The sequence below is a fragment of the Bradyrhizobium sp. 956_D2_N1_4 genome, assembly GCF_052076025.1.
GTDB lineage: Bacteria > Pseudomonadota > Alphaproteobacteria > Rhizobiales > Xanthobacteraceae > Bradyrhizobium > Bradyrhizobium barranii.
In genome coordinates this window covers 669,308-687,712 of record NZ_CP197237.1, presented here as the reverse complement: position 1 = coordinate 687,712, position 18,405 = coordinate 669,308, and the positions used below count along the sequence as shown (strand labels likewise).

Here is an 18,405-nt window from a genome sequence, read left to right as displayed (position 1 = left end):
CACCATCACTAGGTCGACGACGGATAGACTTGATGGTGGGCACGGCGCTTTGCGCCTTTGCCCACCCTACGATTTCAGCGTTTGTCGCTACGTCCCCTTCGGCCGTACGATGGCCCAGCCGATGCGCAGCAACTGCTGGCGGCCAGTCACCAGCCATTCGAACGCGCGCGGCACTTCCGGAACGATGCCGGGAAAGCGCGCGAGGATTTCCGGCGGCGGGGTGCCGGCGGTGTCGGAGGCGCGCCAGACCACGACGCCGCCGGTCTCGCTGAATTTGGCCTGATTGATCCACGGCGTGCGCGCGGGCTGAGCATCGATGAAGAGATGCGGCCGGCCGGAATGCAGCGTGATCAGGCTCGCGAGCTGGGTCTCGCCGGCGACCGCGCGCAGGCGATGATTGGTGCGGCGGGCAAAGCTCTCGTCGAAGAAATCCGAGATCGCGCGCGCCGGCATCGAGGTCGCAATCTCGTTGGCGCCGGTCAAGGGCAGAAACAGCACGGCGAGCACGACGCCGGCTGCGGGCGCCAGGACGGCGGCAGCCCACACCGTCCGCAGCACCCGCGCGCGGCGCATCGCGATGAGGTCCCCGGCCGTCACGACCACGGCAAGTCCCGACATGACCAGTACGACACCGGCACCGCCGACGACGGCATCGAGCCCGAGCAGCCCGGAGATCAGGACCGCGCCGAGCGCAGGCGCCAGCGCGAAGAAATAGACGAAGTTGTGCGCGAGCGGCTCGACCGGCGGCCGGTAGATGATCGGCGCTTCCTCGCCCTTGGCGACGAACAGGCCGCTATTGAGAAAGGTCAGCGCCGGGATCGCCGCCGCGCCAAGCACGAGCCCGCCGAGCAGCCAGGCCGCGTGCAGCGCGCGGGCGTTCAGCGCGGCGACTTCAGGCAGGGTCGGCATGACAAGCGTCTCGGCGCGCATCAGCCAGACCGCATAGGGCAGCGCCAGCACGGCGACGACGATCAGCGCGAACAGCGGATCGAGCGCGCGTAGCGTCCGGCGTCCGCCGGCGGTCGAGATCGCGAAGACGACGAGCAGGAGGAGAAGGAAGATCGCCGCGGGCGTCGTCAGCAGCAAGAGGCCCGCCTCGATCGACCAGGCGAACCAGGCATTGCCGCGGCGCTGGCCGATGATCTGCCAGGAATGCAACAGCAGCAGCGCCCAGAGCGGCCGCGCCAGCACCAGCGGGCCAAAGTCGAGCGCCGGCGAGGAGAAGGCCAGCACCGTCATGGTCAGCAGCACGGCGAGCACCGCCTGCTGTGAGCCGACCACGGCGCGGGAGAGATGATAGAGCGCGATGAAGGTCGCGACCTCGCAGAGCTGGGCGAGGACATAGACGCCGAACATGTGGCCGCCGGCGGCGCGATAGGCGATGTCGGCGAGCCAGACCGGGAGCGGCGGGCCCAGATCAGTACCGACCTGGTACTCGCGCCCGAAGGCGAGCAGGGTCGCGAGGGTGCCGGGCGGGCTGCGATAGAACACCAGCGCCACGAACAGCCACATCGCGGCCTGGAGCAGCACGGCGATCCACACGATCAGCCGCGGCCGGGCGCGAATGAGCTCGATGACCAGGGAGGTAAACCGCATACAACGTCCGAAAGATGCAGCCAACCCGTCCAGCCGGCCCTATTCGCTCACATCTGTTTTGATAAAGGGCGCTGCGCGTTGTGGCAACGACCGTCTGCCCTAGAGGCCCGCTGGCGCATCAATTTCAACGCTTGCTTCCACCTGCACGTCCATCTCGGTCACCGCAAACAAGTCCCGCACCGGCTCGACCGTCCAGGGCATGTGCTTGGCGCGGGCGGCGGCGACGGGGGCGAAGAAGCTGCGGTGGTGGACGGTGGGGCCGAGGCGGTCGAGCGCGTCGAGGTGCTCGGGAACGGCGTAGCCCTTGTGCTGCTCGAAACCGTAGCCGGGGCAGTCCTGCGCCAGCGCGCACATCAGCCGGTCGCGCGTTACCTTGGCGATGATCGAGGCGGCGGCGATCGACAGGACGATGCCGTCGCCGCCGATCACGGCCTCGCAGTCGCAGGCGGTGTCGAGCCGATCGCGGCCGTCGACAAACACATGACGCGGCGTGTCGGGCAGCGCCACCACGGCGCGCTTCAACGCCCACAGCGAGGCACGCAGGATGTTGTCGCGGTCGATCCGGGAGCGCGAGGCGACGGCGACCGACACCTGCGCGGTGGCGCAGATCTTGTCGAACAGTCTTTCCCGTTCCTCGGCCGTCAGGCGCTTGGAATCGTCAATGCCGCGCGGAATGCGGTCGGGATCGAGAATCACGGCGGCCGCCACCACGGGACCAGCCAGAGGCCCGCGGCCGGCCTCGTCGCAGCCGGCAACCGGCCAGATGCCACGCTTGATCAGCGCGCGCTCGCGGCGGAAGCTCGGCGAGGCGACGGCGATGATGGCGCGCTGCCTACCGGCCGCCCCCTTGGCCGCCTTCGCAAGCGCTGCCTTCTTGGCGGCATTCTTCTTCGACGCGCCCTTCTCTGGCGCGTCTTTGGTCGGCTTCCTGGTCGACTTGTCCCGAATCATGGCCGGGATCGTGCGCAAGCGGCCCGGCCGGCGCAACCGGGAACCCCGGACAATTCCCGTTATTCAGACCAGCCGCCTACTCTGCCAGATGCACCCGCCGGTCCTCACCGACCTCGATGCCCGGCGCGACCACGACCTCCCAGGGATGGCTGTCGGGGTCGGCGAAATAGCCGGAATAACCGCCGTAGTCGGTCTCATGCGCCGCTTTCAGCAGTGCCGCGCCCTTGCCGACGGCGAAGGCCAGAACCGCATCGACCTCGCCGCGCGTGGCGCAGTTCCAGGCGAGCGTGATGCCGCGGAAGGTCGCGGGCCTCGGATTGTCCGGCAACTTGGCATCGGCCGCGAGCTTATCCCAGTGAAACAGGGCCAGCACCGGACCACCGGTATCATAGAAGGCGACGGCCTCGCCGGTCCCCTTCAGCCGACGCGAGAAGCCGAGCGCGTCATAGAAGGCGATGCTGGCGCGAATGTCGCTCACACCCAGTGTGATGACGGTGAGCCGCGGCACCGGCGCGGCAAGTTCCTGGCTCATGCTACGCCTCTTTCGCTTCCCGGTCAGAACAGGCTGAGCTGATCGCCGTTCCGCTTCGGCCTCGCAAAGTGATCCGTCGTCAGCTTGGAGCGCCGCTTGTTCAGCCCAAGCCTGTCGCAGGCGATCTCGAAGCGGCGGCCGATGGTCCAGGCCATCGGTCCGGTGCCCTTCATCCGCTCACCCCATTTCGCGTCGTAATCGCGGCCGCCGCGCATGTCGCGGATCAGGGTGAAGACGTGGCGGTAGCGGTCCGGATAGTTGGCCATCAGCCATTCGCGGAAGAGATCACGCACCTCCAGCGGCAGCCGCAGCAGCACATAGGAGGCTTCCTTGACGCCGGCATGGGCGGCGGCATCGAGAATGCGCTCGATCTCGGAATCGTTCAGCGCGGGGATCACGGGCGCGACCATCACGGTGGTCGGAATGCCGGCCTCCGAGAGCTGCTTCAGCGCCTCCAGCCGCTTCGGCGGCGTCGCCGCGCGCGGCTCCATGGTCCGCGCGAGTTTTGGATCGAGCGAGGTGACCGAGATCGCGACCTTGGCGAGGTTGCGCTTGGCCATCCGCGCGAGAATGTCGATGTCGCGCACGACCAGCGCCGACTTGGTGACGATGCCGACCGGATGGCCGGCGCGCTCCAGCACTTCGAGAATGCCGCGCATGATCTTACGCTCGCGCTCGATCGGCTGATACGGATCGGTATTGGTCCCGATCGCGATCATCCGCGGCTCGTAGCCGGTCGCGGCCAGCTCCTTCTCGAGCAGCGAAGGCGCCTCGGGCTTGGCAAACAGCTTTGACTCGAAGTCGAGCCCCGGCGACAGGCCGAGATAGGCGTGCGTCGGCCGCGCGAAGCAATAGACACAGCCGTGCTCGCAGCCGCGATAGGGATTGATCGAGCGGTCGAAGCCGATATCGGGGGATTCGTTGCGGGTGATCACCTTGCGCGAGGTGTCGACGCCAACGGTGGTCTTGAACGGCGGCAGCTCCTCCAGGCTCTGCCAGCCATCGTCGAAGGCGACGCGGGCCTCGGCCTCGAAGCGGCCGCTGGCATTGGACTGGGCGCCCCGCCCTCGCCTGCGCTGTTTGTCGATGGCGACCGCCAGTTCGGGAAAATCAGAGTCCGCACCCGCCGGCTCGGAGGGCGCCGTGACCGGCGGGTGCTTGAGAGCATGAGAGGATGCTGGACTCATGAAGCCAAGATAGCACGCCAAAGGAACAAATCAAGAACACAAACAAAAAACTGAAAAACAACCCCATGCACAGTAGCCGCCCAAATTTCGGGCGCGGTCCTTTGACCTCACGCAACACACCGGTCGCGGCGATCCTGTTCGATGCCGGACAGGGATCAATCGCACCGGAACAAAGTTGGTGACGATCGCTGGGTGAAAGTCAGCAGGAACATGACAAATCAACGACAATCGGCCTCAGGGAGCAGCGAGCTCGATCTGCTCGATCGCTATTGGCGCGCCGCGAACTACCTCTCCGTCGGGCAAATCTATCTGCTCGACAATCCGCTGCTGCGCGAGCCGTTGCGGCCGGAGCACATCAAGCCGCGCTTGCTCGGACATTGGGGCACGACGCCCGGTTTGAACTTCATCTACGCCCATCTCAACCGCGTCATCCGCGCGCTCGATGTCAGCGTGCTCTATATCTGCGGTCCCGGCCACGGCGGCCCGGGCATGGTGGCCAACACCTATCTCGAAGGCAGCTACAGCGAGATCTATCCTGACGTCGCGCGCGATACGGACGGATTGCGAAAACTTTTCAGGCAGTTCTCCTTCCCCGGCGGCATTCCGAGCCACGCGGCGCCGGAAACGCCGGGCTCGATCCACGAAGGCGGCGAGCTCGGCTACGCGCTGGTGCATGCCTATGGCGCCGCATTCGACAATCCCGACCTGATCGTCGCCTGCGTCGTCGGCGATGGCGAGGCGGAAACCGGCCCGCTCGCGGCGTCCTGGCACTCAAACAAGTTCCTGAATCCCGCCCATGACGGCGCCGTGCTGCCGATCCTGCACCTCAACGGTTACAAGATCGCGAACCCGTCCGTGCTCGGACGGATGCGCGACGCGGAGATCCGCGACCTGTTCCGCGGGTTCGGCCACGAGCCGCTGTTCGTCGAGGGCGACGATCCCGAATTGATGCACCAGGCCATGGCGGATGCGCTCGACGTCGCGCTCGCCAGCATCCGCTCGATCCAGCAGCATGCCCGCGACGGCCGCAAGAGCGTCGAGCGGCCGCGCTGGCCGATGATCGTGCTGCGCAGCCCGAAGGGCTGGACCGGCCCGAAGGAGGTCGACGGCAAGAAGGTCGAGGGCTTTTGGCGCGCACATCAGGTTCCCGTTGCGGGCTGTCGCGAGAACCCGGCGCATCTGAAAATCCTCGAAGACTGGATGCGCAGCTACGAGCCCGAGAAGCTGTTCGACGGCAGCGGCGCGCTTATTCCCGAGCTCCAGGCTCTGGCGCCCGAAGGTAACAGGCGCATGGGCGCCAATCCGCACGCCAATGGCGGCCTGTTGAAGAAGGAGTTGAAGCTGCCGGACTTCCGCAGTTTTGCGTTGGACGTGCCGCAGCCCGGCGGCGTCACCGGCGAAGCGACGCGTGAGCTCGGCAAATTTTTGCGCGACGTCATCCGCCTCAACGCCGAGGCGCGCAACTTCCGCATCATGGGTCCGGACGAGACCGCGTCAAACCGGCTCGACGCCGTGTTCGAGGCGACCGAACGGGTCTGGATGGAGCCGACGGAGCCTTACGACGTGCATCTCGCCCAAGACGGCCGCGTGATGGAGGTTTTGAGCGAGCATCTCTGCCAGGGCTGGCTCGAGGGTTATCTGCTCACCGGCCGCCACGGCTTGTTCTCCTGCTACGAGGCCTTCATCCACATCGTCGATTCCATGTTCAACCAGCACGCCAAATGGCTGAAGGTGACGCGGCATCTGCCCTGGCGGCGACCGATCGCCTCGCTGAACTATCTCCTGACCTCGCATGTCTGGCGGCAGGACCATAACGGCTTCAGCCATCAGGATCCCGGCTTCGTCGATCTCGTCGCCAACAAGAAGGCCGACATCGTCCGCATCTACTTCCCGCCCGATGCCAACACGCTGTTGTGGATCGCCGATCACTGCCTGCGCACCTATGACCGCATCAACGTGATCGTTGCCGGCAAGCAGCCAGCCCCGCAATGGCTATCGATGCAGGACGCCGCCACGCATTGCGATGCCGGCATCGGCATCTGGACCTGGGCCGGCACGGAGGATGCGGATGGCGAGCCCGACGTCGTGATGGCCTGCGCCGGCGACGTGCCGACACTGGAGACGCTCGCCGCCGTCGATCTGCTGCGCAAGGCGCTGCCCGACCTGAAGATCCGCGTCGTCAACGTCGTCGACCTCATGACGCTGCAGCCGAAAGACCAGCACCCGCACGGCCTGTCCGACCGCGATTTCGACAGCCTGTTCACATCAGACAAGCCCGTGGTCTTCGCCTATCACGGCTATCCCTATCTCATCCACCGTCTCACCTATAACCGCACCAACCATGCCGGAATGCATGTGCGCGGCTTTGCCGAGGAAGGCACCACGACGACGCCGTTCGACATGGTCGTGCTCAACGGGCTCGACCGCTATCACCTCGCGATCGAGGCGATCGCGCGCGTGCCGGGTCTGGCGACCAGGGCCGCGCAGGTGCAACAGCAGTTCCGCGACAAACTGATCGAACATTCGCACTATGTGCGCGAACACGGCGAGGACATGCCTGAAATCCGCGACTGGGTCTGGCCGGGCAAGACGGGTTGACGTCATGACGGTGTCGGTCCTCGTCCTCAACTCGGGCTCGTCGAGCATCAAGTTCGGCCTGTTCGACATCGCGGCGGCCGAGCCTGCCCTGCTCTGCAAGGGCCTGCTCGACGAGCAAGAGGCGAAGCCGCGGCTCGTGGTGAAAAGCCCCGCGGGCGGAGACCTTTTCGAGACGCAGAGGGAAGCATCCGATGCGGACAGCGGCCATCTGTTCGCGGACGTGCTCGGCTTCATCGAGGAGCGTTTTGCCGACCACCGCCTGCGCGCCGTCGGTCACCGCATCGTTCATGGCGGGCCGGATTATTCGGGCCCGGTTGAGCTGACTGACGACGTCTACGCAAAGCTGGACGCACTGACGCCACTGGCGCCGCTGCACCAGCCGCGCTGCCTTGAACCTGTCGGCATCATCAGCACGATCCGGCCTGAACTGACGCAGATCGCCTGTTTCGATACGGCCTTCCATCACAGCATGGCTCCACCCGCGAGCCGCTTCGCCATCCCGCGGCGCTATGAAGAGCGCGGTATCCGGCGCTACGGCTTTCACGGCCTCTCGTTCGAATATGTCGCGGGGCGCCTCGCGAAAATCGCGCCGCAGTTCATTGCCAAGCGCACCATCATCGCGCATCTCGGCAATGGCGCCAGCCTGTGCGCCTTGCGCGATGGCCGCAGCGTCGACACCACGATGGGGCTGACGCCGCTCGATGGCCTCGTGATGGGCACCCGGAGCGGCACGATCGATCCCGGCGTGCTGCTCTATCTGCAACAGCACGAGAGGATGCCGGTCGAGGATGTCCAGCACCTGCTCTATCACGAGTCAGGCCTGCTCGGCGTCTCCGGCATCTCTGCCGACATGCGCACGCTGCTGGCGAGCCGTGAGGCGGCGGCGCGGCAGGCGGTCGAGCTCTTCACCTTCCGTGCGGCGCAGCAGGTCGCGGTGATGGCGACCACGCTGGGCGGGCTGGACTGTCTGGTCTTCACCGGCGGCATCGGCGAGCATGCGAAGGAAATCCGCACCGCGATTGGTGAGCGGCTCGGGTGGCTCGGCGTGCATATTGACGCGGGTGCGAATGACGCGGCACGCGAGCGGATCAGCAGCAGTGGCAGCACCGTCAATGTGTTCGTCATTCCGACGAATGAGGAGCTGACGATCGCTCGGCATTGCGCGGCTGTGCTGCGAGTGAAATGAAAGCCCGGTCGACCGCTGCATCTTTCCCTTCTCCCCCGTGGGAGAATTTCAGCGGGCCATGACTTCTCGGGCCATGACTTGTCGGGCCATGACTTGTCGCAGCGCTGCTGCGCCACTGTCGAAATGACCATGGTGCGCAAAGCAAACGATTTCGCCAGCGCTTCGAGCACCATGGGCCAACTACGTCGCTCCGCTCAGTACGGAGAGTACCCGCCCGGGCAAACATAGTTTCCGTAAGCGTCATAGCCGCAGCCGCTGCGGTAGTAGGCCCCCGTCGCAGCTGCGCCGATCGCCGCGGCCCCCACTGCCGCCGCACCGACGCCGTAACGATATCCGCGATACCCTGCATAAGCGCCCCGATAGCCGTAACGCCCGCCGCGCACGGCGACAGCACCGCCCCGATATCCACGCGCCGCGACCGCGCCCCCGCGGTAGCCTCCTGCCCGCACGGCACCGCCGTGGAAACCTCCTGCGCGCATGGCGCCGCCGCGACCGCCGCGGGCAGATGCGTCATCGGGAGTGAAGGCGACAAGCAGCATAGCTGCGGCTGCCGAAGCGATGAGAGCTTGACGCAACATCAGCGTACTCCTTCTTCGAGGGAGGAAGCCGCGGACAGCTGCACATCGCGTTGACCGCGGGTCCGATCGAAGTCTCGTGCGCTGGAGCTTCGTGCCTTTGATTTGGATCAACGTTCATCTACATGAACGACGGTTCCCCGCCCGCACAGTGGCGTGCAGGCCGATCTCAGGCCGGTCTAATGCGTGCCCGACAGGATCTGGATGCACCCGATCACGACCTCGATCACGATCAGCACCACGACTGCGATTTCCAGACGCAGCGAGCGCTGGGTGTCGATGATGTCGGTCAGCGCGTTGGCGGTTTCCGAGACCGCGGTGAGCTTGCGCTCAAGCGTGTCAAGGCGCTCCTTCAATTCGTACTCGTCTTCGAGACGGGCATAGAGGCGGTCGAGCTCGGGCTTCTCCCAGAGCACGTCCGGTTTCTCGGCCACCGCGACACGGCCGGCGACGCGCTGCTGGACCAGAAGCGCATTGCCGATCAGTTGCAGGATGCCCTTGCGCCGGGGCGGCGTGCGGCCCTGCTCGGCGAGCCCCCGCGCGAAGGGCTCGATCACGTCGAAAACCGCGGCGACGCGGCGCTCGTCGCGGGCGAGCGAGGTGCTCTTGGCGAGCGCGTCCGCAACGATCAGCAGCCGATCGTCGGAGAATTTGGCGAGGCAGATCGGCCCGCCGGGCTGGATCGCCTCGGCGTTCTCATCCTTGCAGAGCTGCGCCTGTGCGATCTCCTCTTCAAAAGGGCTGAGCTCGCCGGTCACCCGCGGTTTCAGGCTGTCGATCAGCACCTTCTCCTCCGAAGGGAGGAGGCCGATCAGCACCACGACGCCGTAGCGGAAGATCACGACGAGCCCGGCATGGACGCGGAAGGCAGCAGGCGTCGAGGAGACAGGTGCGCCAAGCTCGAGCCCGGACGGATTGATGCGTTCGCCCAGCATCACGGCGCGGATCCGCAGGGTCGGCGCGGCCTCCGGCTTCGGCGATGTTGGCGTGGTGCCAACGGGAAGTTGATCGGCGTTCACTGGACTATCTCACTTTGCGCGGCGAGCGTTGCACGTTTTTCCCGTCACAAGGTTTGTGTCAGACTGCCGGTGCAGCCTTGCGGAACGTGCCGTCCTCGCCCCGATCATATCGGCAGAGAAAGCCCCCGTTTGAAGCTCACGGAAACGACATTCGCGGAAACATTCGGCAACAGGGCCACCCCGCGCACGACATATTCGGCTGCGATAGACCGGCGGCGATCTACCATCGCATGCCGGAACACCGGCGAAAAGTTGCACTCGGCGACGCCGCGTGTTTATGACACATTCATAACAAGCTACGCTTCTCCCGAAGTGCAGACATCGAAGCCTCAATCATGCTGAGCGTCATCATACCGACCGAAGGCGTCGAGCAGACGGCGGTCGCAACCCTCGCCGCGCTGGTGCCCGGCGCCGCCGCGGGCGTCATCCGCGAAGTGCTGCTGGTCGACGGCACCCGCAACGGCGTCATCGAGCGCGTGGCGGACGTTGCAGGCTGCCGTTTCATCGGCTTCGAGGGATCCTCGCAGGGCGCCGCGCTTGCCGCCGGCGCGCTCCAGGCCCGTTCGCCCTGGCTGATGTTCCTCCCGGCCGGCGCCGTGCTGGAGACCGGCTGGATCGAGGAAACCACCCAGTTCATCCAGGCTGTCTCGACCAGCGGCAGGGATCGCGCGGCGGTGTTCCGCTACACACGGTCGCCTTATGCCGATACCGGGTTTCGCGACGTCCTCTGGGCCGTGGTGCGCAAACTGGTCGGCCCCCTCGGCGATCAGGGACTCTTGATCGCGCGCGATCATTACGACCGGATCGGCGGCTACCCGCCCCAGGCCCGCCGTTCCGAGGCGCGGCTGCTCCGGCGGCTCGGCCGCTCGTCCCGGACCATGCTGCGCAGCCGGATCGTCATGGTCGGCTGACGTCACCGATCTAATACTTGCCAAAGTCAAATAATTGTTTGACAATGGCAATTATCGAGGTGACCCATGCCATCTGCCCTTTCGTCATCCAGCCCGTCGCCATCCTGCCCCGCTTCGACCGAACAGGTCGCTGACGACCAGGTCCAGGCGGTTCGCGCCTTCAACCGCTTCTACACCCAGAAGCTCGGCGTGCTCGACCAGCAGCTCCTGAAGAGCCCGTTCTCGCTGAGCGAGGCGCGCGTGCTCTACGAGCTGGCCCATGGTGGCGAGCAGTCGGCCAAGGAGATCGGCATCGCGCTCGGGCTCGACGCCGGCTATCTCAGTCGCATCGTGCAGAACTTCGACGAGAGCGGCCTGATCGCGCGCAAGCCGCTTCCGAGCGACCGCCGGCAGGTTCAGTTGAGCCTGACCGCGAAGGGCCGCCAGGCGTTCGCCAGGCTCGAACGCTCGTCCCAGGACGACGTCGCCGCGATGCTGCGGCCGCTGCCGGATGAGGAGCGCAGCAAGCTCACCGGTGCGATGGAGACGATCGAGCGGCTGCTCGCTATGCCGCGGACGCCATCCCCGCGCGCGACCCTGCGCGAGCCCCGCCCGGGCGACATGGGCTGGGTGGTGCAGAGCCACGGCGCGCTCTACGCCAGCGAATACGGTTTCGACTCCGGCTTCGAGGCGCTGGTGGCCGAGATCGTCGCCAAATACATGACCTCCTACGATGCCTCGCGCGAGCGCTGCTGGATCGCCGACATCGAGGGCCGGCCGGTCGGCTCGGTATTTCTGGTCAAGGCCAGCGACGACGTCGCCAAGCTGCGCCTGTTGCTGCTCGATCCGGCCGCACGCGGACAGGGGCTAGGCCAACGGCTGGTCGCCGAATGCGTCTCCTTTGCCCGCGCCTGCGGCTATCGGCGGATGACGCTGTGGACGCAGAGCAATTTGGTCGCCGCGCGAAAAATCTATCAGGATGCCGGCTTCAAGCTGACCGCCACCGAGCCGCATCGCAGCTTTGGCCAGAACCTCACCGGCGAAACCTGGGAGCGCGATCTCTGATGCGGCGGCACGCGCTCATCACGGGAGAGCTCGTCGATCTCTACAAGCGCCGCGCACGACGGCTGCACGCGGAAGCGTGCCGGACTATGTGGCGCGTGGTGTGGGGCTCGCTGCGGCGGAAGAGCTAGTCGCTATCGCTGTCGCAGCGGGCGCGATGCGCATGATTGTGCCCTCGCCCCTTGCGGGAGAGGGCAGCGACGCCAGTAGATACGAACTCGCTTGGGTGAGGGGTATGTCTCCGAGCGGTCCGTGCGGATGGAGACCCCTCACCCGTCTCGCCGCTCCGCGGCGAGCCACCCTCTCCCACAAGGGGAGAAGGGAAGAGGTCCGCGCCTAGCTCAGCAAAGCAGCGTCAAAGCAACGCACTCACACCGTCGCGCCCTGCGCCTTTGCCCTTCGCAGATGCTCGTCCAGGCGCGGCATGATCTCGACGAAATTGCAGGGACGCGTGCGGTAGTCGAGCTGGGCCGCGAGGATGCCGTCCCAGCCGTCGCGACAGGCGCCGGGTGAGCCCGGCAGGCAGAAGATGTAGGTGGCGCCGGCGACGCCGGCGGTGGCGCGGCTCTGGATCGTCGACGTGCCGATCTTGGCGTGGCTGAGCATGTGGAAGGCGATCGAGAAGCCGTCCATGCGCTTCTCGAACAGTGGCTCGATCGCCTCCGGCGTGACGTCGCGTCCGGTAAAACCGGTGCCGCCGGTGGTGATGACGACGTCGATGCCGGCATCGGCAATCCAGCGGCGGACGACGGCGCGGATCGCCTCGACGTCGTCGGTGACGATCTCGCGCGCGGCGAGATGATGGCCCGCCGCGGTGAGGCGGTCGGCCAGCGTCTGGCCGGACTTGTCGTCGGCGAGCGCGCGCGTGTCAGAGACGGTGAGCACCGCGATGTTGAGCGGGATGAATTGTTTTGACTCGTCGATCGAGGCCATTGGTCCTTCCTCTCGTGTCCCGGACGCGATGCAGCGCGTCAGCGGTGCGTCGCAGAGCCGGGACCCAGAGCTGAGAGACCGGCATTGTGGGCCCCGGCTCTGCAGCGCACCGCTGAAGAAGCGCTGCGCTGCGTCTGGGGCACGAAGTCCTGGCGACTACGACCCGCTGCCGAACGTGTTGCAGGCCTGGACGGTCCCTTGCTGGTAGCCGGTCATGAACCACTGCTTGCGTTGCGCCGCCGAGCCGTGCGTGAAGGAATCGGGCACGACGCGTCCCGTGGCCTGGCGTTGCAGCGTGTCATCACCGATCGCGCTCGCCGTGGTCAACGCGGCGTCGATGTCGCCGGGCTCGAGGAAGTTCGGACGCTTTTTCGACTCGCGATTGACCCAGACGCCGGACAGGCAATCGGCCTGCAATTCGACCTTCACCTGGAGCGCATTGGCCTCGGCCTTGCTGCCGGCCTGCTGCTGCAGCCGCGTCACGCGCGGAATGATGCCGAGCAGGTTCTGGATGTGATGGCCGGCCTCATGCGCGATGATGTAGGCGGTGGTGAAGTTGCAGGCGGACTTGCCGGAGCAGCCGCGGAAGCGCGTCTCGACCTCGCGGAAGAAACTGGTGTCTAGGAAGATGGTACGATCCGGCGGACAGTAGAACGGCCCCATCGCCGACTCTGCCCGGCCGCAGCGGCCGCCATTGGTGACGTTGCGGAACAGCACGACCTTCGGACCGGTGTAGGACTGGCCGCTGGCCTGGAAGATTTCGCTCCAGCGGTCGTCGATCTCGCCGAGGATGCCGGAGATCATGCTGCCCATCTCGTCGGTCGGCGCGCCGCGCTTGGCGGAGGTCGACTGACGATCGGTCTGGTAGGAAGGCGCCTGGCCGCCGCCGGTGAGGATCTCGGCGCCGCCGATCAGGATGCGCGGATCGATGCCGAAGGCATAACCGACCAGGCCGAGCACGATGATGGTGCCGATGCCCAGACCGCCGCCGCCCATCGGCAGGCCGAACCCGCCTCCGCCGCCGCCCATGCCGCCACCGCCGTCGCGGCGATCCTCAATGTCGTCGCTGCGGCGGAAATCATCATAACGCATGGCGGGTTTCCCTCAGTCCTCAATTGGCGTCATTTGGGCGCATAAGCGCGAAAGCTCAACGCGCCACACACGTAAAATTTCCAATGCGTTAATCAATATCCCGCTCGGCAATTATTGCCTAGTGCGACAGCATGCCGATGCCAGCAATTTTTTCCGGGGTCGTGCAATTTTTTCCGAGAGAAATTTGGCGACCTGACTGCTCCCGCAACGCGAAGAAATACGAAATACACTGGAAAACACGACGAATGCGCAGAGCGAAACGCGCACAATGCGTGATGCGAGGGCTGCTCACCAAAGCGGCGGGTTAAGTCGATTTTTACTTTGCCGCTCCATTGTAACGGTCAGTCGGTTGTTTGGTCCCGCGTCGCCGACAGCGTCGCCTGAGTCAGAGTTCTTGAGTCATGGTAGTGTCGCGTCGCGGGGCGTCTGCAAGGGCGCCCCGCACAAATTTTGAGTCCGCTTCGCACAGCATCATCCTCGGTGATTGCGTCGCCGAGATGTCGAAGCTTCAGGCCGGTTCGGTCGACCTCGTGTTCGCCGATCCGCCCTACAATCTCCAGCTCAAGGGCGATCTGAAGCGCCCCGACGAATCCCATGTCGATGCCGTCAACGACGACTGGGACAAGTTCGATTCGTTCTCCGCCTATGACGATTTCACCCGCGCCTGGCTGCTTGCCGCCCGCCGCGCGATGAAGCCGTCGGCGACGATCTGGGTGATCGGCTCCTATCACAACATCTTCCGCGTCGGCGCGATCATGCAGGACCTCGGCTTCTGGCTCCTGAACGACATCGTCTGGCGCAAGTCGAACCCGATGCCGAATTTCCGCGGCCGCCGCTTCACCAACGCGCACGAGACCATGATCTGGGCCGCGCGCGACGAGAAGGCCAAGGGCTACACGTTCAACTACGAGGCACTGAAGGCCGCCAACGAGGACGTGCAGGCACGGTCCGATTGGCTGATCCCGCTCTGCACCGGCGAGGAGCGCCTCAAGGGCGCCGACGGCAAGAAAGTGCATCCGACGCAGAAGCCGGAAGGCCTGCTCGCGCGCGTGCTGCTGTCGTCGTCGAAACCCGGCGATCTCGTGATCGATCCCTTCAACGGCACCGGCACCACCGGCGCGGTCGCAAAACGTCTCGGCCGCTCCTATATCGGCTTCGAGCGCGACAAGACCTACGCGAAGGCCGCCGAAGCGCGCATCGCCGCGGTCGAGCCGCTGCCGGAGGAAAGCCTCGCTCCGTTCATGACCGCGCGCGAAGCGCCGCGGGTCGCGTTCTCCGAGCTGATCGAGCGCGGCATGATCATGCCCGGCACGAAGCTGTTCGACGCCAAGAAGAAGCTCGGCGCACTCGTGCGCGCCGACGGCGCCATCATGCTGGGCGACAAGGTCGGCTCGATCCACCGCATCGGCGCCGTGGCGCAAGGGGCGCAAGCCTGCAACGGCTGGACCTTCTGGCATGTCGAGACCAAGAAGGGTCTCAAGCTGATCGACGAGTTCCGCGCCGAGATCCGTGCGGGGATCGGGGCGGAGTAGTTTTCTCCGCGGTCCCGTAGGGTGGGCAAAGCGAAGCGTGCCCACCACCTTGGAATATGCCGCAAGCGACGCGGTGGGCACGGCGCTTCGCGCCTTTGCCCACCCTACGGCTCCTTGAATGCCGCCACAGCCAGGACTAGATTTCACCGATCAGCCCCGTCCTGACCGGTCCGGCTCCCATGCGACGACAGTCCGAGACATTGCTGCTGGTGCCGCTGCTGCCGATCTTCCTGCTCGGCATGTTTCCGATGTTCCTGATCGCCCTGCTCGGCTTTTTCGGCCTCGCCATCTTCGGCGTGCTGGTGGTCTGCGTCGGGCTGGCCAGCAGCAACGAGGCCCACGACAATTTCAATCACGACGTCATCGTGCACGGCTACGCGCGCGGATCGGAGCGCAAGGCGCGGGCCTCCAGCATGCACGCCGCAACGCGGCTCGCGATGCGGCTGGACGCTGTCGGCGCCGGGATGATCGTCATCGCCGTCGTCGGCCTGCTCTATTCCAGTTGAGCGTCGAGGCGCGGCCTCACGGCGCCAGACGGGCGATCAATCGATCGGAGGCATCCATGAGCGCCGTCGCATAGGATCGCTCCGCAGACGAAGGGCTCGGCAGGATCGCCTCAGCCTTGTTGTTGAGCATGACACCGCTGCGGCCGTTGAGATCAGGCGACACCAGGAGCGGCACCAGTCGCTCGGCATAGGCGTCCGGCTCGACCATCATGAAGCTGGTCAGCCAGTTGATCAGCGAGACGAGCGCACGCGACCCGAACAGATTGGCGCGAATATCGGTCTTCACGAAGCCGGGATTAAGGCCGAACACATCGACATCGGCAAAGCGCCTGGCGGCCTCGAGGACGAGCACTTCGTTGCCCGCCACGGTGTTCGAGTGGGCTGCGAACCGCTTGTAGCGCCGCTCCGAATTCAGATCGGCGACATCGGCCCTCTGCTCCGTCCCGGGGAATCCCATGACGAATATCCGAGACTTGAATGTGGCCGTGGCCCTGTCCCTTCCAAGACGAGAGGCGATCGCGTTCAGGATGACGAAGCGGCTCAGATAGCTGACGGCAAGATCGCGTTCGATGCCTTCCGCCGTCACCTCACGCCTGGGCCCCGCCATGATGCCGGTCGTGAAGACGACGATGTCGAGCGTCTCGGCGGGAAGCTCACGGCCGATCCGCCTGGCTTCTCGCATCAGGCTCAGATCGGCCTGCATGAATGCGATGCCCGGCACGTTCTGATCGCGGAACGTCTGGCCGACGACGAGGACACGCGCCCCCTTGGCCGCCAATTGGCGGCTGAACGCCCGGCCAATGCCGCCGGTGCCGCCGATCACCGCCACATTCAATCCAGCGAGCCTGAGGCCTTCGAGCGCCGGCGGATTCACCTTCAGGTTCTTGTCGAGTTCTACGCGTTTCATGGATGGCTTGCCCTGCAATGTCAGCAAAGGGCAGATGGACCTTCCACTCAATGGAATAAATGCCGTAAAATGGAACTGATTGATCCACTGATGGAATAATGAAATGGCGTTGTTGAACGATATGGCGCTGTTCGTGGAGGTCGCGAAGGCCCGCAGCTTCCGTCGCGCCGCCAAGACCCTCGACATGCCCAATTCGACGCTGTCGCGCCGGATCGATCTGTTGGAGAAGGAGATCGGGCTTCGCCTGTTGAACCGGACGACCCGCAAGATCGAATTGACCGAAGCCGGCCAGATCTACTTCGAGCGCTGCAAGCGCATCGTGGACGAGGCGCGCCTGGCGCATGAGCAACTGGACGGGATGCTGGCGCAGCCGAGCGGCATGCTCCGCGTCTCGCTGCCGGTGGATTTCGCGAACACCTACCTCGCACCGTTGATCGCCGAATTCGCGCGGCAATATCCCGACATCGATTTCGAATTCGACCTGACGCCGCGACGTGTCGATCTCGTATCGGAGCCGTTCGATCTGGCGATCCGCGTCGGAGAATCAGAGCCATCCCACATGATCGCGCGGCCGCTCGCCCGTATGCCGGGATATCTCTACGCCTCGCCGCGCTATCTCGAGACCAACGGCGAGCCGCATGAACCGGCGGACCTCACCCGTCATCAATGCTTGTGCATGACGAAGGTGAGTGCGTGGACGTTACACAGGGGCACGCAGATGGAGCAGACCGACGTCGGCGGCCGTTTTCGGCTCAACAACGTGGGACTGATCCGCCGCCTCGCAACGCTCGACACGGGCATCGCCTTTCTTCCGCAAGAGATCGTGGCCGACGAAGTGGCGGATGGCCGGCTGCGTCGCATCATGCCGCAATGGCAGGGCTCGCCCGTCACCGTCTACGCAGTCACCGAGACGCGCCTGCTGCCAGCCAAGACGCAGCGCTTCATTGAATTCCTGCGGGAACGGCTCAGCCGGACTTGAATCGTCATTACGGCGGCGATCGGCCTTTGTTACGCAGGCTGATCTGCGTACCGCGCAGACACCGCCCGGCAAACTCGCCGGTTGCTCTCCCCGGCCATGTTCAGGCACAGAAGGCCGCGACGCTGCATTCATTCTCTAAAAAGGGAATTGGGGAGACAAACATGCTCAAGTTCTATTTCAACGGTTCGCCGAACCCGACCAAGGTCGCGCTTTATCTGGAAGAGGCCGGCCTGGCGTTCGAGCCGGTCAAGATCGACACCCGCACGGGCGAGCAGTTCGCGCCGGACTATCTGAAGATCAATCCGAACGGCAAGGTGCCGGCGATCGACGACAACGGCACCATCGTGTTCGACTCGAACGCCATCCTGCTCTACCTCGCCGAGAAGACCGGCAAGTTCCTTCCCGCCGCCAACGTCCGCGGCGAGACGCTGTCATGGCTGATGTTCATTGCCACCGGCGTCGGGCCGTATTCGGGCCAGGCCGTGCACTTCAAGCATTTTGCGCCGAAGGACCAGAACCACGACTACGCCCATAACCGCTACCAGTACGAGACCGATCGCCACTACAAGATTCTCGACGGTCACCTTGAAGGCCGCTGCTACATGGTCGGCGACAGCTATTCGATCGTCGACATGGCGCTGTGGGGCTGGGCGCGGATGGTGCCGTTCAAGCTCGGCGACGATGCCTTTGCGCGCTATCCGAACGTGAAGCGGCTGGTGGACGAGATCTCGGCGCGGCCGGCGGCGGCGCGCGCGATCGCGCTGAAGGACAAGTTCACCTTCAAGGCCGAGATGGACGACGAGGCGCGCGCCAACATGTTCAAGCACATGACGACGAAGGTCGCCTGATCGCGCGACGCA

18 protein-coding genes are annotated in these 18,405 nt (G+C 65.3%); 9 read left to right on the top strand and 9 right to left on the bottom strand.

Going from position 1 to position 18,405, the window contains the following annotated elements:
* Nucleotides 1–87: 87 nt before the first annotated feature.
* The 4 genes from AB7535_RS03265 to AB7535_RS03250 form a co-directional block, all read right to left on the bottom strand.
* Entirely contained in the window at nucleotides 88–1,596 is a 1,509-nt protein-coding gene (locus tag AB7535_RS03265; protein WP_085402547.1) for a glycosyltransferase family 39 protein, read from the bottom strand.
* A 99-nt stretch (nucleotides 1,597–1,695) separates the two neighbouring features.
* Entirely contained in the window at nucleotides 1,696–2,547 is an 852-nt protein-coding gene (locus tag AB7535_RS03260) for a ribonuclease HII (RefSeq protein ID WP_085402590.1), read from the bottom strand.
* A 76-nt stretch (nucleotides 2,548–2,623) separates the two neighbouring features.
* The gene (locus AB7535_RS03255) at nucleotides 2,624–3,079 is read right to left on the bottom strand and encodes a VOC family protein (protein ID WP_085402546.1); all 456 of its coding nucleotides are present in this window, start codon (nucleotides 3,077–3,079) and stop codon (nucleotides 2,624–2,626) included.
* A 23-nt stretch (nucleotides 3,080–3,102) separates the two neighbouring features.
* Complete coding sequence (locus AB7535_RS03250; RefSeq protein ID WP_085402545.1) at nucleotides 3,103–4,266, bottom strand: PA0069 family radical SAM protein; 1,164 nt, start codon at nucleotides 4,264–4,266, stop codon at nucleotides 3,103–3,105.
* A 210-nt stretch (nucleotides 4,267–4,476) separates the two neighbouring features.
* Here AB7535_RS03250 and AB7535_RS03245 point away from each other — a divergent pair, with 210 nt between their 5' ends.
* Both AB7535_RS03245 and AB7535_RS03240 read left to right on the top strand, forming a co-directional pair.
* Nucleotides 4,477–6,864, top strand: a complete 2,388-nt coding sequence (locus tag AB7535_RS03245) for a phosphoketolase family protein (protein ID WP_167768195.1) — start codon at nucleotides 4,477–4,479, stop codon at nucleotides 6,862–6,864.
* 4 nt (nucleotides 6,865–6,868) lie between these two features.
* Nucleotides 6,869–8,050, top strand: coding sequence for an acetate/propionate family kinase (locus tag AB7535_RS03240; RefSeq protein ID WP_135215914.1), 1,182 nt, complete (start codon nucleotides 6,869–6,871; stop codon nucleotides 8,048–8,050).
* 194 nt (nucleotides 8,051–8,244) lie between these two features.
* Here AB7535_RS03240 and AB7535_RS03235 read toward each other — a convergent pair whose 3' ends face one another.
* Both AB7535_RS03235 and AB7535_RS03230 read right to left on the bottom strand, forming a co-directional pair.
* The gene (locus AB7535_RS03235; RefSeq protein ID WP_071916148.1) at nucleotides 8,245–8,628 is read right to left on the bottom strand and encodes a hypothetical protein; all 384 of its coding nucleotides are present in this window, start codon (nucleotides 8,626–8,628) and stop codon (nucleotides 8,245–8,247) included.
* 176 nt (nucleotides 8,629–8,804) lie between these two features.
* The gene (locus AB7535_RS03230; RefSeq protein ID WP_085402542.1) at nucleotides 8,805–9,644 is read right to left on the bottom strand and encodes an RMD1 family protein; all 840 of its coding nucleotides are present in this window, start codon (nucleotides 9,642–9,644) and stop codon (nucleotides 8,805–8,807) included.
* Nucleotides 9,645–9,979: 335 nt separating this feature from the next.
* On the opposite strand from AB7535_RS03230, the gene AB7535_RS03225 reads away from it, so the two are divergent.
* The 3 genes from AB7535_RS03225 to AB7535_RS03215 all read left to right on the top strand — a co-directional run bounded on the left by AB7535_RS03225 (nucleotide 9,980) and on the right by AB7535_RS03215 (nucleotide 11,727).
* The gene (locus tag AB7535_RS03225) at nucleotides 9,980–10,555 is read left to right on the top strand and encodes a glycosyl transferase (protein WP_085402541.1); all 576 of its coding nucleotides are present in this window, start codon (nucleotides 9,980–9,982) and stop codon (nucleotides 10,553–10,555) included.
* Between the two features lie 66 nt (nucleotides 10,556–10,621).
* Nucleotides 10,622–11,599, top strand: coding sequence for a bifunctional helix-turn-helix transcriptional regulator/GNAT family N-acetyltransferase (locus tag AB7535_RS03220; RefSeq protein WP_085402540.1), 978 nt, complete (start codon nucleotides 10,622–10,624; stop codon nucleotides 11,597–11,599).
* Entirely contained in the window at nucleotides 11,599–11,727 is a 129-nt protein-coding gene (locus AB7535_RS03215) for a hypothetical protein (protein ID WP_275552127.1), read from the top strand. The genes AB7535_RS03220 and AB7535_RS03215 overlap by 1 nt, the downstream gene beginning before the upstream one ends.
* Before the next feature lie 238 nt (nucleotides 11,728–11,965).
* Here AB7535_RS03215 and moaB read toward each other — a convergent pair whose 3' ends face one another.
* Both moaB and ypfJ read right to left on the bottom strand, forming a co-directional pair.
* Entirely contained in the window at nucleotides 11,966–12,529 is a 564-nt protein-coding gene (gene moaB / locus AB7535_RS03210; protein WP_085402539.1) for a molybdenum cofactor biosynthesis protein B, read from the bottom strand.
* Between the two features lie 156 nt (nucleotides 12,530–12,685).
* Nucleotides 12,686–13,621, bottom strand: a complete 936-nt coding sequence (gene ypfJ / locus AB7535_RS03205) for a KPN_02809 family neutral zinc metallopeptidase (RefSeq protein ID WP_063985124.1) — start codon at nucleotides 13,619–13,621, stop codon at nucleotides 12,686–12,688.
* 401 nt (nucleotides 13,622–14,022) lie between these two features.
* Here ypfJ and AB7535_RS03200 point away from each other — a divergent pair, with 401 nt between their 5' ends.
* Nucleotides 14,023–15,153, top strand: coding sequence for a site-specific DNA-methyltransferase (locus tag AB7535_RS03200; protein WP_071916153.1), 1,131 nt, complete (start codon nucleotides 14,023–14,025; stop codon nucleotides 15,151–15,153).
* A 179-nt stretch (nucleotides 15,154–15,332) separates the two neighbouring features.
* Nucleotides 15,333–15,659 carry a hypothetical protein gene (locus AB7535_RS03195; RefSeq protein ID WP_028158214.1) on the top strand — a complete coding sequence of 109 codons (327 nt, stop codon included), beginning with the start codon at nucleotides 15,333–15,335 and terminating at the stop codon, nucleotides 15,657–15,659.
* A gap of 16 nt (nucleotides 15,660–15,675) precedes the next feature.
* Here the strand turns inward: AB7535_RS03195 and AB7535_RS03190 are convergent, their stop codons facing one another.
* Nucleotides 15,676–16,566 carry an SDR family NAD(P)-dependent oxidoreductase gene (locus AB7535_RS03190; RefSeq protein ID WP_085402538.1) on the bottom strand — a complete coding sequence of 297 codons (891 nt, stop codon included), beginning with the start codon at nucleotides 16,564–16,566 and terminating at the stop codon, nucleotides 15,676–15,678.
* A 103-nt stretch (nucleotides 16,567–16,669) separates the two neighbouring features.
* On the opposite strand from AB7535_RS03190, the gene AB7535_RS03185 reads away from it, so the two are divergent.
* Nucleotides 16,670–17,545 carry a LysR family transcriptional regulator gene (locus tag AB7535_RS03185; RefSeq protein WP_085402537.1) on the top strand — a complete coding sequence of 292 codons (876 nt, stop codon included), beginning with the start codon at nucleotides 16,670–16,672 and terminating at the stop codon, nucleotides 17,543–17,545.
* A gap of 161 nt (nucleotides 17,546–17,706) precedes the next feature.
* Complete coding sequence (locus tag AB7535_RS03180) at nucleotides 17,707–18,393, top strand: glutathione S-transferase family protein (RefSeq protein WP_085402536.1); 687 nt, start codon at nucleotides 17,707–17,709, stop codon at nucleotides 18,391–18,393.
* The last annotated feature ends 12 nt before the right edge of the window (nucleotides 18,394–18,405 follow it).